A 24,010-nucleotide genomic window follows, 5' to 3' on the forward strand; every position below is an offset into this window, starting at 1 on the left:
CTGGATCCCGCGCAACCCGACCACCTGTGGGTCGGAATCGAGGTCGGCGGCATCCTGGAGACGTCCGACGGTGGGGAGAGCTGGACGTTCACGCTCGCGGGTCGCAATCCCGACATCCACGGGCTGGTGCGCGATCCGGTCCGACCGGACGTCCTGTACGCAGCGACAGGCTATGGGCGATTCGAACCGAACGACCCGATGGAGCCGGCCGGAGTCTACCGGTCGGAGGACGGCGGGGAATCATGGCAGTATGCCTGGCCCGACGCGGAGCGGCGATGGACTCGCCCCATTTGTGTCGATGCGCGGCCACCGTACGCACTGACGGCGGCTGCTTGCCCCAACTTCCAGTCCACCGAGAGCGACCCGGGTGGAGCGCAGTCGGTGCTGTACCAGAGCACCGATTGCGCTCGTTCCTGGCGGTCCCTGGGCGACGCCGCGCACACGCCCTCGGCAGCGAACATCACGGCGATCGCGGTGGATCCAAGCCGGGCCGGGAGCGTCGTGGTCGGGATGGAGAACGGGGAAGTCTGGCGGGTGAGCGCTTACGCCGAGTGGTCGCGACTCGCGAGGGGGCTGCCCCGGGTACAGGCCCTGCATCTCACAGGCTAAAGAAACTTCGTGAACCCCTCGTGGGTGGCCTGGTACCCCAGGCCTTCGTAGAATCGGTGCGCGACGAGTCGTCGCTTGTTGCTGGCGAGTAGGATCTCGACACACCCTGCTTCCCGAATCTCGCGTTCAGCATGCTCCATAAGAAGCCGTCCGAATCCACGCCCTCGACTCTCTTCGTCCACGACAACGTTTTCGATCATTGCGATGGGCTGGCCGCCAAAGGACAAATTGGGCAGGATATAGAAGGTGAGTGTCCCGTGAACCTGATCCGCGGCCTCGATCACGATGCAGCTCGACCGATCATCCGCCATGACCGCACGGAGGGCTGGCTCCACCGCGGCTGCCTCCCGCGGACCCGTCTCGGGTTGCTCGCCCATTTGCGACAGTTGGAACAGCAGCTGAGTTAGCCGCGGTAGATCCTCGACGGTTGCGGGTCGGACGAGGATCCCCGGGTGGAGTCCATCCTTCAGCACGGAATTCGTCTGTCCATGAGCCTCCGCCGCCTCTGGCACACGATTCCGGACCTCGGCGCCCCCACCATTGCGCGAGTCCAATGGCGAATGATCAGGCGGGCGACTTCCGAGCAGGGACTGCCGAGCTTCGCCACTCCCAGGTGAAGACCCAGGGCTCAGGACCGCTCGCGTCCGGCGTCATGCGGACCTCGACGCCTTGAAGATCCGCGGACACCGTGTTGACGACCGATTCCCAGGTATTCATCGTGATGGCCCGATCCTGCGAGATCAGCCGCTCCAGCTCTGCCATCAACTGGACGCGCTCGTCCGGCGCGAACGTGCTCTCCAGGCGCGCAAAGGTCCGATCGTAGTCGGGGTTCGACCACCCCGGTCGATTGTTTCCGCGCCAACGGTTGTCGGCCGAGGGAATCGCGCTGCTGATGTAATTCTGGTATTCCTGGCCGGCCCCTCGCAGCGAGAGCCCGCTTCGAAGAACCCGTGTCTCGTTATCGTTCACCTGAGCAACGGGTGTGACGTACTGCACGGCGTCGAACCCGACCTTCCTCAGGCTATCGACGTAGATCGTGGCCTCTTGCTCGTTCTTTCCGCCAGCGGAAGACGCGACTTCGAGCGTGAATCTATTGCCGGTTGCGTCCACGAAAAAGCCGTCCGATCCCTTGCTCCACCCGATCTGCGCGAGAAGCTCCTCCGCGCGACGCGGATTGAAGGGGTGTTTGACCACAGCCTTTTCGAGTTCGGCATAGTAGCTCAGGCCAGGAGAGGCCATGGTGTATGCCACCTGTCCCTTCCCGCCGTCGAGCACGTCCACCCGCGTTTGATTGTCCATGCCGTGCGCAATCGCGTAGCGGGCTCTCACGTCCGAAAGCGCCCTTGGCTGCTGATACTCCGGCCGCATCTGGATCAGACCGAGACGTCGCTGGGTCGGCGAGTAGAGGACTGAACCGATCCCGGTGGCTGCCCACGTCTGTTCGAGGACCTGTCCCTGGTCCACGGAAAACGTGAAGTTCGTCACGTAATGGACGTCGCCGGCCAGCACGTTTGCCATGGCGGTCTGGGGATCGTTGATGATCAGGATGCGCATCCGATCGATCTTGGGTCGGCCGAGCGCATGGTTGTCGAACGCGGAGCCTTCGAGGAACGAGCCCGGCTCCCATCGGTCGAGCTTGAATGGGCCGAGCCCAACGTACTGCGATGTCCAGAATGGATGCCCGGTGAATGAGACCGGATCCATCAGGTTGAAGTCCTCTTCGAGGATGTGCCGGGGTAGCGGCTGGAAGGTATTGGAGAGGGCGCCGGCGTCGACGTACGGCGCCTTCCAGTGGATCGCAAACGTTCTAGGATCTTCGACGGTGATCCGGTCCATGAACGGGATTGGGCGGGTGGTGGCGGAGCCAAGCTCGGGTGTCCGGTAGACCAAAAGGCCGAAGACGAAATCCTCCGGCTCCAACGGAGCGCCATCATGCCAAGTGAGGTTCGGCCGAAGCGTATAGCGGGTCTCCATCGTCCCATCGGGGAACAGGCGCCACGTGTTTGTATTCAACGCGGGCAGCGCCTCGGCGAGCTGCGGGTGGCTGACCTCGCGGACGTCGTACAGGTCCAGCGTGGCGTTGAAGAATCGGGGCGGAATCCCGAGGGAGCTTCCCTGAGTGATCAGCGAGCGAGCAGCCAGGGTCGGCGGTTCGCCGCGGTTCGAGATCACCAACGTCTTCTGCGGCGCCGCAGCCTCTGACCGGTCAGCGGCGCCGCGAGTCTCTGGTGGCGAAGCCTCCGGCGCGCAGGCTGTGAAGACCACGGACACCACGAGGAGCCAGGCGCTCGTCACTCTGCTTCGTCGCATATCCCTTCACCGGTTTCGGAAATGTCGCCAATTTCGGGTTCCACCACTCCGAAGACACAGCCCTCGACGATGCCGTCGCGGAGATCGTTGCGGCGGGTGGCTCGTGAGTCGAACGGGCGAACAGAGCGGGAATGATCCCTATGCATGCGTCGCCGACCCCGATGGCTACGTGATCGCTCGGCAACCATGAGGTGGATGGGGGTCAGGCCGTTTGTCCTGATCATCGCTTACCTCCAGAAGCCAGCATATCGCAGGGCGGCGCCGTGGTGGGCGCGCGGCCGGCCCAGGCGGCGCTCGTCGGCATCCCAGCGGTCCTGGTATGGGATCTTCTTCGGTCTCACGGTGGACCGCCTCCGACCGGCCGGCACTCAACCAGCCGCGGTGTATCCCCTTCCCTGCTCAGACAAGCCTTGGAGCTGCTGCTGGAAGACCGCCATGGATCGGGCGACGGTGTCGCGACTGGTGGTGACATCCACCCCCAGCTCATCGGCAAGAGCCCAGAGCCAGGTGGCAAAGCCGCCGATGGCCGACCGCGGATTGGTCACGGTCTCGGCGCCGACCAGCTCGCGGCCGTCCCGCGCCCACAAGTCGGTCCAGCGATCAGCCACGGACCCCTTCGCGATCATCACTTCGAACAGTCGGTCGGGGTCCACGCCCGCCGCGGTGGCAAGCTGGACCATCTCGTTGGTCGTGTGGTGGTAGATCCCAAAGAGCACGTCCTGGATGGCCTTGCAGATCCCGGCGGCGCCCAGCGGGCCCAGGAACATGCGGCGCTTCGCAATGTGACGCAGGCGCGGCCAGCATTCCTCCAACAGGCCCGGGTCCCCGGCGCACATGAGCGTTAGGTTCCCGGTCGCGGCGCCCCCGACCCCGCCGGTCATCGCCGCCTCGAGGACGCGAGCGCCCCGCGCTTCGATCTCCGTGGCCAGGCGGCGTATCGCGGCCGGGGGCGTGCTGGTATGCAGCGCAAGTACGCTTCCAGGTTGAAGACCAGGAAAGAGCCCGTTGGGGCCAGAACACGCGGCTTCCAGGTCGTCGCCCCGGACCACGACCGAGATCAACGAGCAGTGCCGGGCCAGGTCCGCCGGGGATTCAGCAAGCTCGGCATCGATCCTACCCATCTCGCGCATACGCGCTGGGTCGACGTCATACACGCCGGTCGGAAGCCCGGCCCGCAGGTAGCGCGCGGCGATGCCTCCGCCCATTCGGCCCACGCCGAGGACTCCGACCTCGCAGTCCTGCATCATCCCTCCCGTTCACCGGACCATATGGCGTGACTGCCCCGATTCCGGGATCATCACGCATTCTCGTGGTTTCACGTTAGATGCGCTCGACGATGTGCAGCCCGCGGACGCGATCGATCAGGAAGATGAGGCCGCGATCATCGACGTAGACATCATTGCTGCTCACACGCTTCGCGCCCGGCGCTGGATCCGGTATGTAATGTGCCACTTCGCGCAGCCGGTGTGGGTTTGAGATGTCCACAATGCGCAGCCCTTTCGCGAACCAGGCGACCGGCACTTCGTTCCCGCGGATCGTCTCGACCGGCTGATGGCAGCCAGTCATGAGCGGGTTTTTCTGCCCATCGACGCCTTCAACCTGGTAGCTGTCCACCGGTGTGGGGCGCGTCTCGTCGGTGATGTTGACCATCCATAGCGCCGCCGGCATCTGCGGCTCGCGGTCCAGGTCCTTGGGAAGAACGTCTTCGTCGGCGACAAGCATCCATCGATGACCGTAGATCTCAAATGGGACCGGCACCATCGAGTGCGTGGGCCACGGGAAGGGCGGGCTCCAGTTGATCGATGAGATCATCTTCGGGTTCGCCATATCGGAAATGTCGAGGATGAAGCCGCCGCCATGCCAATAGCTCACGTACAAGCGATTGCCCATCCGAATTGGATGATGGCACCGCGGCTCTTTCGAGCCTCGGGCCGTCCAAGAGCGCTCCTCACCGCCGGCCGTCCACTGGCCTGGCATCCACCAGCGCCCGACTTCCTGGGGCTTCGACGGATCGGCGAGATCGAGAATCAGGACGATGTTGGTGGTGTACCCCTCCATGCAGGGAGAGAGGTACGCGTAGCGACCATCGAACGTGAACCGATGAACCCCGTTGCCGGCACACTTCCAGGTCGTAATGTGCTTGGGGCTTGTCGGATTCGAAACGTCGAAGATGCCGAGCCCGCCGTTCACCCCTCCCGACCCCGGCTTCGCAGTCGCCGGGTCACCTTCGTAGTTCACGAGCATGACGCCATTCGCGGCCCGCACCTTGTGCGAGTGCACGCCATCGGGCACGCTGCACTCCCAGACCTTGCGCGGGTGCGTGGGATCGCCGACATCGACGATCGTCGTGCCCTCGGGTCCCGTGATGTGACCGATGTACGCGTACTTCCCGTCGACCACGACCTGCCCGCCACCGGCGCAGTCGAGATACGCGACCTCCCGAACGCCACTACACTGACTCATGTGTGTCACCCTCGTGCTCAGATGCGGACGCTGAGATCTTCGGCCGAGTGTATCGCAAGCGATTGATCGGCTCCACCGCCCGTCCTCCGAGGGGCTGGCGGGAAGTTGCCCAAACCGGGCGGCGCCCGCGCCGCATGGGGTTCCGAACGTTCTGCGCACGCCTGCTGTATGGTGTTAGGACTGCGCTGCAAGGGAATTCGAAGGCATTGGGCGACGACATTGCGGTTCGCCGCTTTAACCACCGGAAACGCGGGCTCAGGCGCGCCTCAGTCGTTGTGGTGTTGAGCCTGGCGGCCGCCCTTGCGTTCGCGGTGGGGCCGGCTGCGCGGGCACAGGACGATGACTGCACCCCGACCTATCAGCTCTGGCTCCTTGGCTGGGTGAGCTTCCTGACCGATCCATCGACCCCCCAGCCGCCGCTGCCGGATCCGTCGGATGCATGCTATGGAGCCGCCAGCCAGGCCGTGCAGGACGCCCTGGCAGCCTGGAATGCCAGCAGGATCGCGGCGCTGCTGGCAGTCGCCTCTGCCAACCCGTCCCCTACACCGCAGGGGCCGGCCGCGCGCACAGTGACACCCGTGCCGGCGGGCGGGACACCCCAAAGCATCGCTCCACCTGCCGCGTGTACGCAGGCGCAGTTCGTCGTCGCGCCGCCCGCGATCCGCCCGGGCGAAGCAACGGTTATCGTCATCACGGGGTTCGCGCCCGGCTCGCCGGCGATGCTCACGATCTCCGGGCGGACCTCGCGACAGGTCCTGACCGTCCCGGTCGTCGCCACAGCCGAGTGCGCAGTCGTCATCGGTGGCGATGCGGCTGCCCACCTTCCGCCTGACGCGTATCAGCTTCAGGTGAATGGCACCGGCTACAGCGGCCGCCCTCTCGAAATGGTTGCCAGCCTCACCATCCGCTGAGTTCGAGGGCTGACTGTCGCGACGAGCATTCCTTCATTGCCCACCAGAGAAAGGCGGCAAAACGGGGCTGGGGACCTTCGGGTCGTACAGCCGCGCGAGAACTCGGCAAGAACGCGCGCCCTCAACGCAGATGACGGAGATGAGACCATGGCACGACGCCGATTACCCCCATCAACTGCACGGCGGCTCGATCGCGGCCGAAATCTCCACCATGATGGGGTCCGAATCCCGCTCGGAAGGGCGCGGATGGGATCGACCCGGTCGCGCGCTATCGCGGATCCCGTCGCAGCGCGCGCGTGAGAGAAGAAGGGAACATGGCGGAGGTCGTTCTTGGGCTCGCAGCGTCGCATGGACCGCCGGTCACCATGCCGGCCAGTCAGTGGCATGTGCTCCGGGCAGAGGACATGCACGACAAGCGCATGGACTCCAACGTGTTATTAAAAGGAAGCGAAGCCGCGTAACGCCGGCGAGTGCACCGACGCGCGGATGCAGGCGCGATACGACGCCGCCCGGCGGGCCCCGGCCATGCTCCGCGATGTCTTGCGGGAGGTCAGGCCGGATGCGCTGATTGTGGTCGGCGACGACCAGAACGAGCAGTTCGGGCTCGACCAGATGCTGACCTTCTGTATCCATCGAGGTGCCTCCATCGAGGTCAAGAAGCGCCCGAATGGAAGCGGCGCCAGCACGATGCCCGGAAGCGGCCAGTGGGACAACATGGCCTGGCAGGAGGCCTCGCGCGCGGGCGAGAGCGCGGCGCCGCCGACATTCCCGCCGCCCCCGATCTCGCCGAGCCCATGATTTGCAGCCTCATGGACCAGGAGTTCGACGTTTCGGTTTCCGGCGAGATCCGACGGATGCGTTGCATTGAGCAGCCGGGTGAGCCGTCCAGGAGCACCTTCTTCGGGCGCATCCACCGCCAGCACACGTGCCCCGTCCCCGGTGCGCGCCGGAGAGCCGTGGAGGGGGCGCCGCGGTTAGCCTGCGGCGCCGCTCTTCTTGGCCAGCTGTTCCTTCAGCTCATTCAGCGAGTCGGTGCCCTGGTACAGATTGAGGTCTGGGCGGCGCTTCGCATGGTCGCGCTCCAAGACAGCTACAGCCTCCTCGACCGTCGGGTAGTGCGCCTCGATCTCCAGCCGATGGCCGTCTGGATCTTCGAAGGACCAGGACACGTTTTGCCCTTCGTTGCCGTGCCCGTTCGGGCCGTCGACCTCGATGCCCAACGAACGAATGTGTTCGATGCACTCGTCTGCCTGTTTGGGATCGACGGCGAAGGCGAAATGGATCGCGAAGGGGATGGTCGGCTTGGGCGCCCCGGGATCACGCTGGGGAATCGAGAGGCCGCGGCTGGCGATTGCCCAGTGTAGCACTCGTCGCACAGACTCGCTACCGGAGCTGCCACGCGCGAACATCCCGGGGTGACTGGAGCCTTAGCCCCGGTCACCCGATCGAGCCGCTGGCGTGCTGCATCTCGCCGCGCACCAGGTTCGCGCGTACCACGTTCCGATCGGTGGTGATTCGCGGTTCGATGCCGTCGATCGTGGGACGGCCGGGCGCGTGCCCATCGAAGGCACTCCCTTCGATGGTGGACCCGGGCTCCCAGGCGGTGAGACGGAACGGGCCCAGTCCGACGTAATCTCGCGTCCAGTACGGACGGGAGACGACATTCTCGGGACTATCGTCGGCAAAGTCGTTCTCCGACAGATCCTCGGGCCCTCCGCGAGCGGCGATAATAGGCGGCGGCGCGAGCGGATGCGGCAGCTCCACTCGACTCGGCAAAGAGTGCCCGGCGTCAGAGGACTCCATTGCTGCCGCAGATCTCGAGAGGAGTTGTCATGATCAACGCGCACAGCCGTGTTAGGCGCAACCTGCTGCATAAGATCGCGCGGCCAGGATTTCAGGAGACCGCGATTTTGCGAGACCGGTTGGTCATTTCGCCACGACCGCGGCACGTTCTACCGTTGCTGTTGGTCGCACTGCTCGCCGGTCTGAGTCCGCTGGGCGCCACGGCCCAGGCAGTCTCTTCCCAGAGCTTGCTGGTCGCACAGCAGGTCGACCAGCTTCCCCCGGGAGCCGCGTGCTGGACGGTCAATGTCAACACCGGTGAGGTCGGCGGCCGCGCGCCCGAGGCGGGCTACCATCAACACGGGCTGAACCTCATTTATCAGTCGGCCGGTACTCAGACGGTCGAGTTTGAAGATGGGCACGTCTTCTCGGAGGGCGCCGGTGGCGCGTTCTACCTGCCTCCTGCGGTGAGCCACGCCCACATCACCGTGGGAGATTCCACCACGGAGACGATCATCTTTGCCCTGACCTGCGCTCCGCCGCTCGACCTGGGCGTCACCCGTGCGGAACGGCTGCAGACCGAGCCGCTGGCCGGTCTTGCCCAGGCGTCCGGGCCGTACCGATGCGAGCTGTGGCGGATCCAAGTGGTCCCAGGCGATGCGCTGCCCGAGGAGACCGGCGACGTGGCCGTCGCGGCATTCGTTCGCGAAGGATCGGTCGCAGTCGAATCGGAGGCGGGCAGCGAGATCCACGAAGCGGGCGATCTCTTCGTTGTCCCACCAGGCACCGCATACACCCTCGCTGCCGGCCGGGAGGAGCGCGCGGTTCTGCTTCTGGCTGTCCTCACGTCGGTGCCGGCGGCGTAGCAGCTTCAGGTCGCCTGCGGGTGCGCCGTCGCGGGATCGTAGCCGTCAACCGGTATGGGCGGAGCGCCTTGACGAGATGGCCACGCGTTCGTCCGTGAGACATACTGGCCCCCGATTCCCGCCGGTCCGCCAAACCCGTGGCGCACGAGACCGAGAAGCGTGCCCGCCCTCACGAAGGCCTGGGCGAGGATGGCGCCGACCTGGACCGAACCTCCGGGGATGACGATTTTCACGAGGAAGTCGCCGCCGACCTGGGCGGGACGATCTGCATCCACGAGGGCGCCAGGACCGTGCTGCCGCAGGCGGGCTCGGACCGCTACAGCGCCTTCGGCCGCCACGTGGCCTGCCACCCCCTCGAGCAGATGCTCGCCTGCCTGAACCTCTCGGCAGACGGCGTTCTCGATCGCTTCCCCGCGCTCAAGGTCGCGCATCTGGAGTCCGGCTCGGGCTGGGTGCCCTTCTGGCTGGAGCGCATGGACGAGCACTCCAACCCGAACATCTCCGCCGAGGCTAAGCGGAAAATCCTCTGGGACAATCCTGCGCGCCTCTATGGCCTGTCGGTCCCTCCAACTCCGGCGGAAACGGGGTAGACGGAGCCGAATAGCCCGGAGGGCCCCCCGTTTGACGCGAGGCTTGGGCCGAGCGACACGACGCGCCTTATCGGGCGGACCGCTCGCTGCTGCCAGCAGAGGTGCTCTCTGGCTCGACGTCTACCGAATAGAATCGAGCGCAGTTGTCCCATAAGATCCGACGTTTGGGATCGTCGGATATCGGTAGTCGCAAGAAGGCATCGACCGCTTCGGGATAGCGGGAATCGATGTGCGGGTAGTCCGTCGAAAAGACCAGATGGCTCCCCAGATCCTCCATCAAGGGGAGGGCGGTCACCTCGTCGGGCTCGACGGATACGACACATTGCCGCTTGAAGTACTCGCTGGGCGCCATGGTCAAATCTCGCATGAACACGTCGCCCTGCCGCTCGTAGCTCTCGTCCATGCGCCAGAGCAGCCACGGCACCCAGGAGCAGTTGGCCTCCAGAATCGCCACTTTGAGCTTCGGATGACGCGCAAGGACGCCACCGCAGATGAAGGCGCCGAGGCCCAACATTTGCTCGAATGGCTGGGAGTAGATGATCCTGATCGCGAAGTTCGGGTCGAACCAGTCGGCCGTCTGGCGCGATCGTGAGCCGGTGGCTTCGTGGAAACCGAGCGGTAGGTCAAGCTGTTCCAGCGCGTCCCAGAGCGGGTCGTACTCGGGGTCGTACCAGTTCTTGCCGTTCACGATGTTGGAGCGCAGGAAGACGGCTCGGAAGCCCAGCTCTTCCTTCGCGCGGCGGGCCTCATCTATCGCGTCCTTGATGTCGTGCACGGACAGCATGCCGGCGCCGATGAGCCGCGTCCTGTCCAACTGGCAGAAATCGAACAACCACTTGTTGTAGGCGCGGGCGATGGCAGCCGCGAGGCGGGGCTCGATGTTCGGAAGCGTTAGGACGCTCAAGCCTCCATGATGTGCATGTCGCTGTCCATGACCTTGAAGCCTTGCTTGGCCATCGGATCTCCTCCTGTGACGACGCGACTATTCCAGGCGGACGTTCTTGGTGAAGTCGTAGTTGACCGAGCTATCGGCTTCGAACGACCACTGGACCCGGTCGGCGGGATATCCGCCGCTGTGGACGCGGTCGAGAAAGTCGATGAGCAGGCGCCAAGCCTCCTCGGCTTGCGGGCGACGGTAGCGGCCCGGCATCGTATCGTTCAGGTAGCCGTGGGGCGCGTCGGGGAAGAGGCGGATTCGGTACGACCGGTTCGCATCCTCGATGGCGTCGCGCAGCCTACGCACGTCGCGAATGGCGATCAGGTTATCTAGCTCGCCGAATACCCCAAGGATGGGGGCCCGCGACGCCTTGATGTAGTCGCTGAGCGTGTCTGCGGGAATCCACTCGCGCGCGTAGGCGGCGCCGTAGAACACGACGCACGCTGTGACCTCTGGGCGGGCGGCGGCAACCACCAGGGGGTGGCGGCCCGTCGCGCACACACCCATCAGGGCCAGGTGGCCGATGTCCGCTCCACCTACGCCCTTGACGTAGTCGATGCAGGCGCCGATATCTTCGATCACCCCTTTGTCATCCAGTGACGCCATCCCCTCACCGCGCTTCAGCTCCTCCTGATTGGGGAGCCGGAAGTACAGATTGGGAGCCAGGGCCACGTGCCCTTCGGTGGCGAATCGGACCGCCAGATCCATCGTATGTTGGACCAGGCCGTAACGCTCGTGCATGAGAATGATGACCGGGTGGCTTCCCGAAGTGGGTGGGCGGGCCAGAAAGGCATCGCCCCCATTGCTCAGCGTGACGTTGCGCTTCTCGACGCTCCTGGTATCGATGTCAGCCAGCATGGTGCTCGGTCCCCCTCAGGCGTGGTGGGCTACCACTTGGCAGCCATCGCCGCTTTGGCTCGCGGCTCGTCAGCCCAATTGATCGTCTGCCCGGGCAAGAGCGCGTCGCCCGCGTGAACGCGGTACACGCCCGGATGGGTCGGCGCGTATGGCTCCGCGCCCTCCAGAAGGTCGTCGACTTCCTTCAGGAGCCGTTGACGCATGCGCACGATCCCGCCATCGCTCACGCCGAGCCGCTCGCGGCTGCGATCCACAATCGCCCCCATTCCCTCCTGGACGGCGAAGTCCTGCTCGCCGGTCCCCTTGATCCCGGTGAAGGTGAGGGTGCGCTGCTCCTCGCGGTCAATCAGGTAATCGTTGGCGCGCACCCGCACAGGTGTATGGGTGCCGGACACGAGCTGAACGTGAACGCCGCTGCCGTTGCGCATATTGGCGAGGTCCCGAGTGCTGTGGGGTCGGTCGAGGTTCCAGCTAAAACTCCAGCGCGCGGTTGTCACGTCATCGATCGGCACGAAGGCGTGGCAGAGCTTCGCGTTAGCCCGCCCGGGCGGCATCGTGTAGAAGGGCAAGAGGAAGAGGTTGTAGCGCCAGTAATCCTCCCCCTGATCACCCGGGTACTGGCCGCCCACGATCACGCCGAAGTCGGTATCCGTGGCGTGAAGCTGCGCTGGGTTGTCTCGATTCCGGTAGCGCCCCTGGGCGATGCTTCCCGCGCCATCATCGAGCGTGCTGTTCCGTTTCCAGTCGTCGAGCCGTCGGTGAGAGTCGAGCGTGCTGTGCAGAAATACGCTGTGCATGGTGTCGATGCCGCCCTCGATCGCCTGGGTGAAATTGCAGGCCTGTGTGCTCCACGAGGCGAACAGGAATCGTTCGGGCACGTGCATGAACTCGAAGTCGGGCAGCTCGGGCTCGAGCTCTGACGGGCCCATGTACGTCCAGAGGATTCCGGCTGCCTCGCGCACCGGATACGAGTGGAGCCGCACCGTGAGCTTGAAGTTGCTGTCCTTGGGCTCGGTCGGCGTTTCGAGGCACGTCCCGTTCACGCTGAACTTCCAGCCGTGGTAAATGCACCGGATGCCGCCCTCTTCGTTGCGACCATAGAACAGATCAGCCCGTCGATGGGGACAGTGAGGCTCGATGAGCCCGGGGGCCCCGCTCGTGTCGCGGAAGGCGACTAGCTGCTCGCCGAGCAGGCGGACGCGCACGGGCTCGCAGTCCGGTTCGGGCAGGTCGCTCGACAGAAGGAAGGGCAGCCAGTACCGACGCACGTACTGCCCCATGGGTGCATCGCCCTCGACCAAGCAGAGCTTGTCGTTCTCCTCTTTGTTCAGCATGCCGCGTCGCTCCTCACGTTTCGAGTTCGTAGACGTGCGCCAACAGCCCGCGGGGCGCCCGAGGATTGACAGTGCAAACCGCCTCGTCGGCGGCGGATGACATTGCCGGATCCTCACTGCCGGTCGCGCGGATAGGCGGGCTCCCATCGCCCTGAACGGGCAAACTGGTCAGCTAGACTCAGGCGAACCATGTCGACCTGGTGCGGCGCCGGAATGGCCACGACACTGCCGCCCCGTGTCCAGGTAGTAGCGGAAGTCCCCCAGGTATTCATCGAGCGACCCAGCGCTCGCGTCCCAGCAGGCAAAGATCAGGCCCCCCTCGTCGGAGTAGGTAAAGCGGCTGACCTCGCCCGACTCAAGGTTCATCAGCTTCGTGGTCATCCCTCCATCCCAGGGTCTTCGGGCTGCGAGAAGTGACCCGCTAGCTCAGCGTCCAGTCCTGGATGTTCCAGTTTGGCCACGTCTCGGCGCCCGGGGCCTCTGGGCCGTGAAGCGCGCCGCGGAAGGCGATGGCGCCCGGGTTGAAGTGCACCATGATGGCAGGGAGCTGGTCGGTCGCGACTTTCATCATCTTGACGATCTGCTCATTCCGCTGGCCGCGGTCGAGGAGCGAGTTGAACGCATTCCACGCTTGGTCGTAATCCGGGTTTGACCAACCGACCCGGTTGTTCCCGGCCCAGCCGCGCGCCTCGGTGGCGATGTCCGCGCTGCTGAAGATGTCGAGCTGGTTCTCCCGAATCCCGGTGGAAATGCCGTAGATACCCGGGAAGGTCGTGCGGGCGGCGAGAATGCGCGACTCGGCGGCCGGAAGCAGCTTCGGCTCGACGTCGATGCCGATCTTTGCCCAGATGTCCTGGATCGTGCTCATCTCCCGCTCGAAGAGATTGGACCCATCCACCATAAGCTGAGGGCGAAAGCGCTCACCGGTTGCGCTGGCGAAGAAGCCCGAGGCATCCCTGGTGAAGCCAGCTTCTTGCATGAGCGCCTGAGACTGTCGTGGGTCGAACGGATAGTGGGTAACGCTGCGCTCCACGTCATCCGAGTAGGGCAGGCCGGGTGGCACCCACTGGTCACCCATGGCGCCCTGACCGTCATACATGGCCTGGTTTATTGCGTCTCGATCCATCGCGTGGGCTAACGCCCGCCGCACCCGCAGGTCGAGCAAGCCCGGGGTCTTCTGCAGCTCGGGGCGGAACTGAATGCCGAGGTAGTGGCGGCCGGCGGGATAGATCAGGCCTACGGCGTTCGGTCCGAGCTGGCGCTGGATCTCTTGCGCGTGCTCGGGGCGGATTGCCCGATCGCCGGCGATGTCCACGTTGCCCGCGACCACGCTGGAGACCACCGTGTTCTCGTCCTGAATGATGCGGATCACGATTCGATCGATCTTTGGCCGCCCAAGGGCGTGCCCATCGAAGGCCGCGCCCTCGAACTGGACGCCCTGCTGCCAGTCCGCCAGCCTGTACGGACCGAGCCCCACATACTGGGTGGTCCAGAACGGGCTGCTGAGAAACGCGTCGGCGGTCGATGGGTCCTGCTGGTAGGAGGCGAGGGACGACTCCAGGATGTGCTTCGGGAGCGGGTCCAACATCGTCTCGGTCAGGGCCCCGGCCTCTCCATACAGATCTTTCCACCGGATCACGAGCGTCCGCGGGTCGGCTGCGACAACGGCATCGACCTTGTCTTGCGGGCTGGAGGTGAATGCGCCGAGGCCTTTCGCCTGGTACACCTCGGCGGCGAAGACGAAATCGTCGGCGGTGAGGGGTGCGCCGTCGTGCCAGGTGAGGTTGGGCCTCAGGCGGTACGTCGTTTCCATCCTGCCGTCCGGGCTCACCTTCCAGGAGTCGGTGTCGAGCTGGGGAAGCGACTCGGCCAGATAGGGCTGGCTGGCTCCGTTTCCGTCTATGAGCGCAAGCGATGCGTTGAATGGTCGCTTGGTCCATTCCCAGGCGGCAGCTTCGAGCCGCTTGGCGGCGAGGCCGACGACCTCGTAGCGAACGGCCATGACCATAGCTCGTGTGGGAGTCGTCGCCGGGGCCGCCGCGCTCTGCCGCGCTGCCGTCGTCCCGGCTGCTTGGCCGCACCCCAGGAGCATGGTCGCGATCAAACTGATGACCCACCAGATGTGCCCGCGCATGGCGCACACCTCCCGCTGGAGCTCGCTGAGGTCGAGTATATCGCCAGTTTGGGCGAGCTCGAACGCAAATGCGGTGCGCGGCGACCTCGTTCGTGGAGAAGCTAAAGACCACCGGGCAGCTTTGGCCGTGGTGAGGACAGTGGCTTGCGCAAGGCACGGTCGTTCGCCGGCGGGACTTATAATAGCCGCCCGGCTGGTTCGCACGAGAATGAGTACGCGGACCTCAACCGGAGGGGTCCGCGGCGTGGCCGCGCCCGGCGCCAACGCACGATCGGAGGGCTCATGGAAGTTTGGATTCGCCAGAGCATGGCCTACCACCCCCACGTGGATGGGCCCATGCCGTTCCCGGTGCCCGGCTGGATGTGGGATCGCGAGCTCGGCCATCAGCTGTACGGCCAGCGCATGCCGTTCATTCAGCGCATGGAAGACGTGGGATTCGACGGCATCATTTTCACTGAGCACCATTACGGACCGAACGGGGGCCTGACCCCCTCGCCCATGATCTTGCTCTCCGCCGCTACGCAGGTGACCCATCGAATCAAGCTCGTCACCATGGGCATCGCGCTGGCCCTCTATCCCACGCCGATCCGGGTGGCCGAGGACCTGGCAATCCTCGATAACCTTTCCAACGGTCGACTGGTGGTGGGGTACATCAGCTCTCACGCGCAGAGCCTCTACGCCTACGGCCTCAAGCCAGAAGAGGAGGCGGGCCGCTACCACGAGGCCCACGACCTGATCGTTCGGGCATGGACGGACCCCAACCCCTTCGAGTGGCACGGCGAGTACTTCAATTACAAGTGTGTATCCATCCTCCCGAGGCCATATCAGCAGCCGCACCCGCCCATCTGGACGACCGCCACGTCGGACCAGAGCATCCACTGGGCTGCCCAGCACAAGATCAGCTTTATCGCGGCCGGCCCGACCGCTCAGTGTGAGCAGATCCTCAACACCTATCAAAGCTACGCCCAAGCGGAGTGCGGCTGGACACCCTCGCCCGCGAACCGGGGCATCTTCCGTGAGATTCTGGTCAGTCCCACCAGGGCCGCGTACGAAGAGAAGTTCGAGGAGATCGCCGCCCAGGAACGCGAGAATGCCTGGGGCGCAGACTCAACTTCAGCCTCCCCCTATCCGCGAGAGCTGCAGCATCCGGACCTCCGCGAGCTCGATCGTGGGCGCTATGAGATGAAGACCTATAGCTGGAAGAAAGATGGGGGACGGCCCGACCGCGGAGTGGGCTGGGGCATGAAGCAGATCAAGAGCGGGCATTTCCTGCTCGGAGATCCTGACTCGCTGATCCAGCAAATCACCGAGCAGAAGAAGCAGACCAACGCGGGAGTGCTGGTGATTCGGCCGGAGATGGGGAACATGCCCCTGAAAGACGTAGGCGACGGCATGGAGCTGTTTGCCAAGGAAGTTCTCCCGGTCGTTCGCAAGCTGTAAAGGGAAGAGAGGGCCGGGCCACCCGGTCCAGGCCATGCACGTCTGCGCCCGCGCGAAGTCTTCGCGATCGGACACCTCTACCCGAGACCGGGGCGTCCGCTGCATCCTCCCATGGACATGCCGCTCTTTCTGGCGCCTCATGCGGCAAAATGCCCGGGGCTTCGCATTGGGAGCGGCAACTGCCCAGATGCGAGATGGTTCCCAGTGCCCATTGACGGACTGTGCCCGCTGCACGTTGAACCCTTCTGGCGTTGAAGATACCCTGGGGCATATCGCGGACCAAACTGAAAAGGGGGTGCACTGCCATGGTCGATCGTCCTCCGATCATCGACGCCGACGGGCACATTCAGGAGCGGGCGGAAGACATTCGGAAGTACCTCGAGTCCCCATGGGACCGACGGCCCAGTGGGCTCACGCCCGGCGATCAGCCGTGGGACCGCGACATCTTTGGAAAGATCAGCCGATATCCTGGATACACGCGAGACCTACTACCCGCCCAGCAAGTGGAATTGTGGCTCAAGATCATGGACGAGCACGGGATCGAAGAGGCTGTCCTCTTCCCGACCGGCTCCGCGAGCGCGGCCAACCTACGCGAGATCGACTTCGCCGTGGCGGTATGCCGGGCGATTAACACGCACCTCGGGAAGGACTACAACGCCCTGTCCGATCGCGTGCACGTGGTCGGCGTCTTGCCCCTGCAGGACCCGGTAGAAGCAGCACGCGAGCTGCGACGGGCAACCACAGAGTTGGGGCTGGTGAGCTTCGAGCTGATCGCGACGGGCTTGCCCCTACCTCTCGGCGATCGGTTCTACGACCCGATCTACGAGGAGGCGCAGCGGCTGGACGTGCCGCTCTGCGTCCACGGCAGCCCGTCCCACTCGCAGGAGATGGGCGCTGGCGGCCTGCGGACCTTCAACGAAGTCCACACGTTTACATTTCCGGCGGGGGTGCTGCTCCAGTTCACGAGCATGATCTTCCAGGGAGTTCCCGTGCGGTTCCCACGGTTGAGGCTGTCGTTCTTGGAGATCGGCGCCACCTGGCTGCCGTACTGGCTGGATCGCATGGACGAGCACTGGGAGCTGCGCGGCGAGTTCGAGGCGCCGCTACTAAAGAAGAAGCCGAGCGAGATCGTTCGCGAATCGCGCGTCTATGCGAGCCTCGAGGAGGCGGAAACCACGCTACCGCAGGCTGTGGATTATCTGGGCGCCGACCACTTCATGTACGCGACGGACATCCCGCACTGGGACAGCGAGTTTCCCGAGGGTCTGGAAAAGATCTGGAGCCATCCCGGGCTGAGTCGCGATGCGAAGGAACAGCTTCTCCACGGCAGTGCGCAAGTGTTCTATGGGCTGAAGACTCCGGCAGCGCTTGCACGGAGCTAAGGGCCGCCGGGGGGCGGCTGGGGCCGATCTCTCGGGTTCTGTGCTCGGCTTTGCCGTCATGTTGTCGAGCGTGAGATTTCGCCGGTGGAGTGGCGGCCGGACGGAGCTCGCCCCGGGTGGCTGGGTCGTGATCGTTCCGCTCGACAACGCCAGGCCGGTTCTCATCGCAAACCGCCTCCAGGGAGTGACCGCCGGGAAGCCCGGTTGGAACATCGACCTGTGGGACGACGTTTGAACGATGCCCAGCCTGCTGAAGGCGCACGGAGTCAAGCGGGCAGCTCCACCGGGTCGGTGCGATACGTCACCGGGGGCATCGTGCACTCGACCCCCTCTTTGCGATTCACTTCGATGAAGTAGCGTCGGACCTCGGGGTCCTCGTCCTCATAGTCGATGAGTGGACCACCCTCGCGGACCGGTGTGAAGCGAACGCTGGTCTCGTCCTCGCCCTCGCCCTGAAGACGCGTGGTCATCGGGCTCCCGCCAGCGCCATACACGGCGACGTGGCGGGCAGGCACGCGACCCGAGCTCATGTGCTGGTGGTACCAGCCGTCCGGTGGCGCGTAGATGCTGTTCGGACCCCACTCGACCATGACCACCTCATCCGCGTGGCCGTCCTGCCACGGGTGGATGCCGAGCGTGTGGGGCCAAAGGTTAACGTACCCTTTGCCCTTGAGCCCGACGAGCAGGGCGCCCGGTCCGTGGTAGTGAGCCTTGTGGTAGCGCCCAACGGGCCACTCGGAGATATGGCCCGCGGGAAAGCCACCGGCCATCCGATAGCCTGTGAGCTGGCCCCCGGCGACCTTCTGCTCCATGTCCTCGACCGTCTCGTCGAACACGTTGGGGATGAAGTTCGTGTACCAGACGCTCAGGTTGTAGCGGCCTTGGGTCACGCGGTTCTCGGTGCGCTTGAAGTAGTCCTCACTGGCGTCGTAGACACCGGCGAAGTCGTAGTCGCACGTGAACACGAACTCGAAGGGGCTGGTTGCGCGAGAGGACTCCGCCTGGCGGTCAACGGCCCACCCGGCGAACATGCCGTTCATGACTTTGGGCGCCGTCGTCACGCCGAGGTAGAGCACCGGCTCCCGGCCGAGGTTGTACATGCGGTAGTAGGTGTTCTTCGGAGGCGCGAAGAGGCTTCCCTTGCCCCACTCGAAGGTGCGCTTGGGACCGTTCGTCTGCCACACCTCCGTGGCGCCCGTTCCCTGGAGGATGAGCGTGAATTGCTCGTAGAGGTGGTGCTGCACGTCGAGCGCCTCGCCAGGTGGGATCTCGCAGACGAACATCCCGCGCTCGGCCTGGTAGGTGCCCGTGAGCTCGAGGAACGCGCCAGATCCCCGGCCGGTGCGGGCCCACGGTGCGCGGGGTACGGCCGTGACATCGGATATCCCCGCGATTTCGAAGTGAATAGGGATCCCCTCCGCGTGCATCCAGCGGTAGTAGGGGAACCGCATGCGGGCATTGATGTCTGGCGGCCGATAGCCGGTCGCGGACGGAGTCGCTTGCATCGTGCCTCCGGCGCCGATTCGGTGTGCGCGCGACCGTAGCACACCGGTGCAGACTGGTCAAACGCGGCGCCCGGGGCGACGAACTGTCTGCGCCGGACTGCGCGGCACAGGACGGAGTCGCGGCGAAGGCCTTGCTGCCCGCGTCCTGGCCGGCTAGATGGCCCCCATCGCCGTGAGGCGGCGACGGCCTGCGACCTGGCGGCCGACCTCGCGGAGCAATTCGCGATCCTCCTCCCGCGTCGCGGCGCGGGGGGCGCGGCGGACGGTGATCTGCGCATAGGTGGGAACCAGGCCGCCCTCTTCCGCTGTCGGATAGCGCGGGCGCTCGCCGCGCTGGACGGCGTGGATGCCCTCGCGGACAAGCTTGCGAGCCATGATTACGCCTCCGTCGGTCGAGCCGAGATGCTCCTTTTGATGGACGGCGATTGGCCGCTGGCTCTCCTGCGCCTCGTAGTCGCCGGGCGCTCGCTGGCGCTCCTCATAGGTCCGCGTGACCGAATCCGACGTGCGCAGCACGTGGAGGCGCGCTTCCGGATCGCCGCCCGTTTCCTGCTCTCCCTTCACGTACGTGAAACCGTAGGTCATCGTATGCGTGTCGTCGATGGGGACGGCCCACTGGACGCCCGTCGGCGGGCGGAAGTCGTCTTCGCCCACCACCTTGTACCAGGTGGGCGGAAACTGGTGCATCCCCGGCGGAATGTAGTCGCCGACGCGCACGTATATGAGATCGTCGATGCGCTCAGTGTGGAGAGAGATCATGCCCACCGGACTCTCACGCCACTCGACAACGCGCTCCCGGTAGCGGTCGCGCAGGGAGATGAAGTCGCGCGTGTACCGCCCCTCCTGCGCCGCGAAGAAGCTCTCGACCGTTTGCCGCGGATCCACGCTCGGCCGGAACGGGTTCAGACTCTCGCGTCCGTCTTCGAGGCCGTGGAGGAAGACGGCGTGCACCGGATCCATGCAGTTCTCTTTGAGCTGCAGCCAGTTGCAGGAGGTGACGTAGCGGCTGCCGTTCGGGCGGAGCTGATAGCCTGGCATCTCGAACGTGTCGAAGACCGGAAAGTCGGGTCGCTCGCCGGGCGGCCCCATATAGGCGAATACCAGCCCCTTGTACTCGACCGTGGGATAAGCACCGTGGTGGATACGCTGGGGCAGCGTGCTATCGACCGGCTCGCCCGGCGTCTCGAGGACGCGGCCGGCAACGTCGTAGAGCCAGCCGTGGTAGCAGCAGCGGATCCCCACCCGCTCCACCATGCCGAACTCCAGCGACGTGCCCCGGTGACTGCAGTGAAGCGGAAGAAGGCCGGTGCGCCCCTGGCCGTCGCGGAAGAGCACGAGATCCTCGGCCAGAACCCGGACGCGGACCGGCAGGTCCTTCAGGTCGGAGGAGAGACGCACCGGCTGCCAGAACCGCCGGAAGTACTCACCACACGGAGTTCCGGGGCCTACGCGCGTCAGCTCGTGATCCGGCTCGGGGACGTCTCGGCGGTCGTAGGCGTCGAAGGGGTCAGTGGCTGGCGAGATCCGGACGTCCGTCACCTGCATGTCCTCCCGAGTAAGACGGTTACGGGATATATCCCGCCTCGCGGTAGTAGCGCTCGGCGCCCCGGTGCAGTGGGACGAGCCTCGTCTCCCACTGTCGACTGATCTCCTCAGTTTGCCCCCGCCCGCCCTCGGCCATGGCCTGCTTGTTTAGATCGATGCTCTTCGCGATCTCGTAGATCACGTCGTCGGGAACCTCGGCCCGCGTGACGATCGGTTGGTCCGACAGGTCCAACGTGAGATATGGCTCCGCGATCCACGGGTGCGCGGCCGGCGGGACAACCTTGCGCTCGAAACCGACGCGTTCTAGGGCTTCGACGAGCGTCGGCTCCAGCGGCGCGAAGCGGAAGCCGGCGTCCGCCACCGACTTCCAGGGCGGCGTTGTGGCGGCATGGCCGATGACCACATCGACGCTCCGGTCCTCGATCTCCCGGTCCAGATCGTGAGCTCCGGTCGCGATGTGCCAGGTGCGGCCGCCCGACCGCTCGATCTCCGCGAGCGAGGTGCCGTAGTGGTGAAAGATGGCGTTCTCGTACTCGTAGAGCTGGTCGGTGCGGAGGGCGATGCGCACCTGCGGGTGCTGCGCGACGTCCGCAAGGGTCTGGACCGGCGACCATGGAGCAAAGGCGACGAATTCGTGGTCGGCCCGAGGAATCCGCGCGACGAGACGAATGTTGCTCAAGCCCGCACCGCTCCACGGGCTGTCCGGCCAGGGACGGTGTCCCTCGTACGCCCAACGTACCCGCGCCATCGGGAACGCCCACGTGAGATCCAGCTCGCCAGTGGCGACGAGATCGAGCCGGTTGAGCACGTCCGCGACGATAGCGACGGCCGGCTCACCGGGGAGCGCGCGAGCGAACGCGCGCGTCATGACAAACGAGCCGGCCCATCCCGCGCCGATGCGTGCGAACACGTGCGCGGACGTTGTCATCTTCGGCAACGTCCTCCTCCTCGTCCCAGCGGGCACGAGCGTACGCAAGGCAGGCGCAAAAATCAAGCGGAGAGAAGATTGCGGTTCTACGCCTCCGCTCCACAAGGTGCTACCATGGGGCGATCAGTCGGGTTTGGGATGGCTATGGACCTTCGGTGGGTTCGCTGGCTCGGACTTCTGCTCGCCGCTGCCGCGTGCGCAGGCCCAATGCCAACGACCAATGAACCGGCAACCGACCCGGCGTCGCCGCATGAGCCAACAAAGTCGCTGACCGTCGGCATTACCGGGACTGTACCGGCCATGAGCCTGGCGGTGGCGACCGGCACGCCGACGGGTGGTTGGATGGCGATGACCGAGCTCCATACCGATGGGTTGGTCACGGCCGACGCCGACAGCCGCACGCCTGTGGGTCGGCTGGCCGACGAGGTCCCTACGCTGGAAAACGGCGGGATCACGATTCTCCCGGACGGGAGCATGAGGGTCGCGTTCCGCCTCCGCCCAAACGTAACCTGGCAAGACGGCGTGCCGTTCACCGCGGATGACTTTGTCTTTTCGTATCAGATCGGTGGGCCGGGCGGGATCCCCACGCCACTCAATGGTGCAGTCCCCTATATGTCGGGGGTGGAGGCCCTTGACGCTCATACTCTGGTCATCACCTACAAGACTCCCTTCTACCAGGGAGCGGTGCTGGGGCCACAAATGTTCTGGCCGCTCCCCGAACACGTGCTGGGAGAGGCCTACCAGAAGTTTGCACGCGATCAGAATCTTCAGGAGCTGCTTGCGCTGCCGTATTGGACCTCCGCCTACGTGAGCACCGGGCCATTTCGTCTGGTGCAGTTTGATTCCGGGAGTAGTCTGACGTTTCAGGCATACGAGGACTACTACCTCGGTCGTCCAAAGATCGGCACCATTCACGTCTTGATGTTTGGCGACGCCAATGTCCTCTTCTCCAACATCGTCGCGGGGACGGTCGACGTCATCCCCGATCTTGCGCTGCAGGGAGAGACCGGGGCCCAGCTCAGGCGGATGTGGAGTGCGAGCGGTGATGGGAACGCCTACGTGATCGAGGGCGCCTGGCGCCGGTATGATCCCCAGTACCGGCCCGAGTACCAGAGGGAGCCCGCGCTGCTGGATCGTCGCGTTCGCACTGCCCTTTATCAGGCGCTGGACCGTGTCGCAATTTCGGAAGGGGCCAACGGCGGTAGCCCCGAGCTAGCGTCCAATTCTCTGCTGGCAAAGAGCGATCCGCTGTACGAGGCTGCGCGAGACGTGCTGGCGCGGTTTTCATTTGATCCGTCCAGATCGAGGGCGCTCCTTGCGGAGGCCGGTTGGGCCACCGGTCCGGACGGGACGCTGCGCTTCGAACGAGATGGCCGCGCGTTCAAGACGGCAATCTACACCACCGTGGGCAACGAGCGCGACGTCGCGGCCAGCGCATCGTATTGGCGACAGCTCGGCATCGACGTGGAGGAGCATGTCTGGAGCGCCTCCGAGACGCGCGACGCCGCGGCCCGCGCCCAGTACCCCGGTTTCGACGGCACAGGCGGCGGCATCCTCAACCTACTGTTCCAGAGGGCCGCGACGGCCGAGAACAACTGGGTTGGGAACCGGACCGGATATGAGAACCCGGAAGGTCGACGGCTCGTTCAGAGCTTACGGGGCAGCGTGGCCACGGCGGACCAGCTTGCGGCCATGCGGGCGATCAGCGACTTCGTCGTGGATGATCTCCCGGTTCTTCCCGTCTATTTCATTGCGACGTATCTGTTTGCTCGCAAGGGGATACGGGCGTTCACCCCCGGCGACATCGCCGGCGGGGTCAGTGACAATCCGACCCTCTACGCGTACGGCACGTTCAGCCGCAATGCCGTCTCGTGGGATCGAGACTGACGCGGCGCACGGCGGGCCTGGCTGCGAGACAATCGCGACGTCGCTGATGCGAGGCTCATCATAATGAGAACGTCGGGAGCCGGCGATGTTGACAAAAAAAGAAAATGAACGCCTCACGCGCGTCGGCCCAGGCACACCCGCGGGGGAGTTGCTCCGCCGCTACTGGCAGCCGGCCGCTTTGAGCGAAGAGCTGCCCCGTGGCAGCGCGCCGCTCCCGATCCGTCTGCTGGGCGAGGATCTCGTGCTCTTCCGCGATGAGGAAGAAACGCCGGGGCTTCTCGGTCTCCATTGTGCGCACCGTGGTGCGGACCTGAGCTACGGCCGGCTCGAGGACGGTGGCCTGCGCTGCATCTACCACGGTTGGCTCTACGATCGCACCGGCCGGTGCCTGGAGCAGCCGGGAGAGCCCGCGGGTAGCAGATTCCACGAGCGAGTCCGCCAGACCGCCTACCCGTGTATCGAGCGATCAGGAGTGATCTTTGCGTACCTGGGTCCGGGCAAGCCCCCGCTCTTTCCGGCCTACGAGTTT

The 24,010-nt window shown here is 65.1% G+C and carries 24 protein-coding genes; 10 read left to right on the forward strand and 14 right to left on the reverse strand.

Annotation, left to right across the window (positions count from 1 at the left end; all coding sequences use genetic code 11):
- Nucleotides 1-609: hypothetical protein (locus VFC51_02830; protein ID HZT05936.1), on the forward strand; the 609-nt coding region annotated here is incomplete at its 5' end.
- Here the strand turns inward: VFC51_02830 and VFC51_02835 are convergent.
- The 4 genes from VFC51_02835 to VFC51_02850 form a co-directional block, all read right to left on the reverse strand.
- Nucleotides 606-1,121 carry a GNAT family N-acetyltransferase gene (locus tag VFC51_02835; protein HZT05937.1) on the reverse strand — a complete coding sequence of 172 codons (516 nt, stop codon included), beginning with the start codon at nt 1,119-1,121 and terminating at the stop codon, nt 606-608. The genes VFC51_02830 and VFC51_02835 overlap by 4 nt on opposite strands.
- Nucleotides 1,122-1,173: 52 nt before the next feature.
- Nucleotides 1,174-2,919 (reverse strand): ABC transporter substrate-binding protein, encoded by a 1,746-nt coding sequence (locus VFC51_02840; GenBank protein ID HZT05938.1) that lies wholly within the window; start codon nt 2,917-2,919, stop codon nt 1,174-1,176.
- A 368-nt stretch (nt 2,920-3,287) separates the two neighbouring features.
- Nucleotides 3,288-4,163: an NAD(P)-binding domain-containing protein gene (locus VFC51_02845; GenBank protein HZT05939.1), complete on the reverse strand. Its 876-nt coding sequence runs from the start codon at nt 4,161-4,163 to the stop codon at nt 3,288-3,290.
- Nucleotides 4,164-4,239: 76 nt separating this feature from the next.
- Nucleotides 4,240-5,382, reverse strand: a complete 1,143-nt coding sequence (locus tag VFC51_02850) for a hypothetical protein (protein ID HZT05940.1) — start codon at nt 5,380-5,382, stop codon at nt 4,240-4,242.
- A gap of 206 nt (nt 5,383-5,588) precedes the next feature.
- Between VFC51_02850 and VFC51_02855 the strand changes: the two genes are divergently transcribed.
- The 3 genes from VFC51_02855 to VFC51_02865 all read left to right on the forward strand — a co-directional run bounded on the left by VFC51_02855 (nt 5,589) and on the right by VFC51_02865 (nt 7,091).
- On the forward strand, nt 5,589-6,293 hold the full coding sequence (locus VFC51_02855) for a hypothetical protein (GenBank protein HZT05941.1): 705 nt from the start codon (nt 5,589-5,591) through the stop codon (nt 6,291-6,293).
- A 314-nt stretch (nt 6,294-6,607) separates the two neighbouring features.
- The gene (locus VFC51_02860) at nt 6,608-6,754 is read left to right on the forward strand and encodes a hypothetical protein (protein HZT05942.1); all 147 of its coding nucleotides are present in this window, start codon (nt 6,608-6,610) and stop codon (nt 6,752-6,754) included.
- A 25-nt stretch (nt 6,755-6,779) separates the two neighbouring features.
- The gene (locus VFC51_02865; protein HZT05943.1) at nt 6,780-7,091 is read left to right on the forward strand and encodes a hypothetical protein; all 312 of its coding nucleotides are present in this window, start codon (nt 6,780-6,782) and stop codon (nt 7,089-7,091) included.
- 176 nt (nt 7,092-7,267) lie between these two features.
- On the opposite strand, the gene VFC51_02870 is transcribed toward VFC51_02865, so the two are convergent.
- Both VFC51_02870 and VFC51_02875 read right to left on the reverse strand, forming a co-directional pair.
- Nucleotides 7,268-7,660 carry a VOC family protein gene (locus tag VFC51_02870; protein ID HZT05944.1) on the reverse strand — a complete coding sequence of 131 codons (393 nt, stop codon included), beginning with the start codon at nt 7,658-7,660 and terminating at the stop codon, nt 7,268-7,270.
- A gap of 70 nt (nt 7,661-7,730) precedes the next feature.
- Nucleotides 7,731-8,096 (reverse strand): ABC transporter substrate-binding protein, encoded by a 366-nt coding sequence (locus tag VFC51_02875; protein ID HZT05945.1) that lies wholly within the window; start codon nt 8,094-8,096, stop codon nt 7,731-7,733.
- 155 nt (nt 8,097-8,251) lie between these two features.
- On the opposite strand from VFC51_02875, the gene VFC51_02880 reads away from it, so the two are divergent.
- Both VFC51_02880 and VFC51_02885 read left to right on the forward strand, forming a co-directional pair.
- A complete protein-coding gene (locus tag VFC51_02880; GenBank protein ID HZT05946.1) occupies nt 8,252-8,941 on the forward strand; it encodes a hypothetical protein in 690 nt (229 codons plus the stop codon).
- A 137-nt stretch (nt 8,942-9,078) separates the two neighbouring features.
- Nucleotides 9,079-9,531, forward strand: coding sequence for a hypothetical protein (locus VFC51_02885; GenBank protein HZT05947.1), 453 nt, complete (start codon nt 9,079-9,081; stop codon nt 9,529-9,531).
- 67 nt (nt 9,532-9,598) lie between these two features.
- Here VFC51_02885 and VFC51_02890 read toward each other — a convergent pair whose 3' ends face one another.
- From VFC51_02890 to VFC51_02910, 5 genes are all read right to left on the reverse strand, one after another.
- Nucleotides 9,599-10,435, reverse strand: coding sequence for an amidohydrolase family protein (locus tag VFC51_02890; GenBank protein ID HZT05948.1), 837 nt, complete (start codon nt 10,433-10,435; stop codon nt 9,599-9,601).
- 78 nt (nt 10,436-10,513) lie between these two features.
- On the reverse strand, nt 10,514-11,326 hold the full coding sequence (locus VFC51_02895) for a dienelactone hydrolase family protein (GenBank protein ID HZT05949.1): 813 nt from the start codon (nt 11,324-11,326) through the stop codon (nt 10,514-10,516).
- Between the two features lie 29 nt (nt 11,327-11,355).
- Entirely contained in the window at nt 11,356-12,660 is a 1,305-nt protein-coding gene (locus VFC51_02900) for a Rieske 2Fe-2S domain-containing protein (protein ID HZT05950.1), read from the reverse strand.
- Nucleotides 12,661-12,828: 168 nt separating this feature from the next.
- Nucleotides 12,829-13,041, reverse strand: a complete 213-nt coding sequence (locus VFC51_02905) for a hypothetical protein (protein ID HZT05951.1) — start codon at nt 13,039-13,041, stop codon at nt 12,829-12,831.
- Nucleotides 13,042-13,081: 40 nt separating this feature from the next.
- Nucleotides 13,082-14,794, reverse strand: coding sequence for an ABC transporter substrate-binding protein (locus VFC51_02910; protein HZT05952.1), 1,713 nt, complete (start codon nt 14,792-14,794; stop codon nt 13,082-13,084).
- Between the two features lie 282 nt (nt 14,795-15,076).
- Here VFC51_02910 and VFC51_02915 point away from each other — a divergent pair, with 282 nt between their 5' ends.
- Both VFC51_02915 and VFC51_02920 read left to right on the forward strand, forming a co-directional pair.
- Nucleotides 15,077-16,234, forward strand: a complete 1,158-nt coding sequence (locus VFC51_02915; protein HZT05953.1) for an LLM class flavin-dependent oxidoreductase — start codon at nt 15,077-15,079, stop codon at nt 16,232-16,234.
- Between the two features lie 305 nt (nt 16,235-16,539).
- The gene (locus VFC51_02920) at nt 16,540-17,616 is read left to right on the forward strand and encodes an amidohydrolase family protein (GenBank protein HZT05954.1); all 1,077 of its coding nucleotides are present in this window, start codon (nt 16,540-16,542) and stop codon (nt 17,614-17,616) included.
- Between the two features lie 266 nt (nt 17,617-17,882).
- Here the strand turns inward: VFC51_02920 and VFC51_02925 are convergent, their stop codons facing one another.
- The 3 genes from VFC51_02925 to VFC51_02935 form a co-directional block, all read right to left on the reverse strand.
- Complete coding sequence (locus tag VFC51_02925; GenBank protein ID HZT05955.1) at nt 17,883-19,121, reverse strand: hypothetical protein; 1,239 nt, start codon at nt 19,119-19,121, stop codon at nt 17,883-17,885.
- A 153-nt stretch (nt 19,122-19,274) separates the two neighbouring features.
- Nucleotides 19,275-20,660, reverse strand: a complete 1,386-nt coding sequence (locus tag VFC51_02930; GenBank protein ID HZT05956.1) for a Rieske 2Fe-2S domain-containing protein — start codon at nt 20,658-20,660, stop codon at nt 19,275-19,277.
- A gap of 25 nt (nt 20,661-20,685) precedes the next feature.
- Nucleotides 20,686-21,594 carry a TAXI family TRAP transporter solute-binding subunit gene (locus VFC51_02935; protein HZT05957.1) on the reverse strand — a complete coding sequence of 303 codons (909 nt, stop codon included), beginning with the start codon at nt 21,592-21,594 and terminating at the stop codon, nt 20,686-20,688.
- A 114-nt stretch (nt 21,595-21,708) separates the two neighbouring features.
- Between VFC51_02935 and VFC51_02940 the strand changes: the two genes are divergently transcribed.
- Both VFC51_02940 and VFC51_02945 read left to right on the forward strand, forming a co-directional pair.
- A complete protein-coding gene (locus VFC51_02940) occupies nt 21,709-23,481 on the forward strand; it encodes an ABC transporter substrate-binding protein (protein ID HZT05958.1) in 1,773 nt (590 codons plus the stop codon).
- Between the two features lie 85 nt (nt 23,482-23,566).
- A partial coding sequence (locus VFC51_02945; protein ID HZT05959.1) for a Rieske 2Fe-2S domain-containing protein occupies nt 23,567-24,010 on the forward strand: 444 nt, incomplete at its 3' end.

It is taken from the genome of Chloroflexota bacterium, from assembly GCA_035652535.1.
Lineage (GTDB): Bacteria > Chloroflexota > UBA6077 > UBA6077 > SHYK01 > DASRDP01.

What these genes read in the sequence shown, in the direction of transcription:
- VFC51_02920 (HZT05954.1), top strand. Translation starts at nt 16,540, where the DNA reads ATGGTCGATCGTCCTCCGATCATCGACGCCGACGGGCACATTCAGGAG.
- VFC51_02840 (HZT05938.1), bottom strand. Translation starts at nt 2,919, where the DNA reads ATGCGACGAAGCAGAGTGACGAGCGCCTGGCTCCTCGTGGTGTCCGTG.
- VFC51_02905 (HZT05951.1), bottom strand. Translation starts at nt 13,041, where the DNA reads ATGACCACGAAGCTGATGAACCTTGAGTCGGGCGAGGTCAGCCGCTTT.
- VFC51_02875 (HZT05945.1), bottom strand. Translation starts at nt 8,096, where the DNA reads ATGGAGTCCTCTGACGCCGGGCACTCTTTGCCGAGTCGAGTGGAGCTG.
- VFC51_02850 (HZT05940.1), bottom strand. Translation starts at nt 5,382, where the DNA reads ATGAGTCAGTGTAGTGGCGTTCGGGAGGTCGCGTATCTCGACTGCGCC.
- VFC51_02940 (HZT05958.1), top strand. Translation starts at nt 21,709, where the DNA reads ATGGGGCGATCAGTCGGGTTTGGGATGGCTATGGACCTTCGGTGGGTT.
- VFC51_02895 (HZT05949.1), bottom strand. Translation starts at nt 11,326, where the DNA reads ATGCTGGCTGACATCGATACCAGGAGCGTCGAGAAGCGCAACGTCACG.
- VFC51_02865 (HZT05943.1), top strand. Translation starts at nt 6,780, where the DNA reads ATGCAGGCGCGATACGACGCCGCCCGGCGGGCCCCGGCCATGCTCCGC.
- VFC51_02925 (HZT05955.1), bottom strand. Translation starts at nt 19,121, where the DNA reads ATGCAAGCGACTCCGTCCGCGACCGGCTATCGGCCGCCAGACATCAAT.
- VFC51_02900 (HZT05950.1), bottom strand. Translation starts at nt 12,660, where the DNA reads ATGCTGAACAAAGAGGAGAACGACAAGCTCTGCTTGGTCGAGGGCGAT.
- VFC51_02845 (HZT05939.1), bottom strand. Translation starts at nt 4,163, where the DNA reads ATGCAGGACTGCGAGGTCGGAGTCCTCGGCGTGGGCCGAATGGGCGGA.
- VFC51_02910 (HZT05952.1), bottom strand. Translation starts at nt 14,794, where the DNA reads ATGCGCGGGCACATCTGGTGGGTCATCAGTTTGATCGCGACCATGCTC.
- VFC51_02860 (HZT05942.1), top strand. Translation starts at nt 6,608, where the DNA reads ATGGCGGAGGTCGTTCTTGGGCTCGCAGCGTCGCATGGACCGCCGGTC.
- VFC51_02935 (HZT05957.1), bottom strand. Translation starts at nt 21,594, where the DNA reads ATGACAACGTCCGCGCACGTGTTCGCACGCATCGGCGCGGGATGGGCC.
- VFC51_02915 (HZT05953.1), top strand. Translation starts at nt 15,077, where the DNA reads ATGGAAGTTTGGATTCGCCAGAGCATGGCCTACCACCCCCACGTGGAT.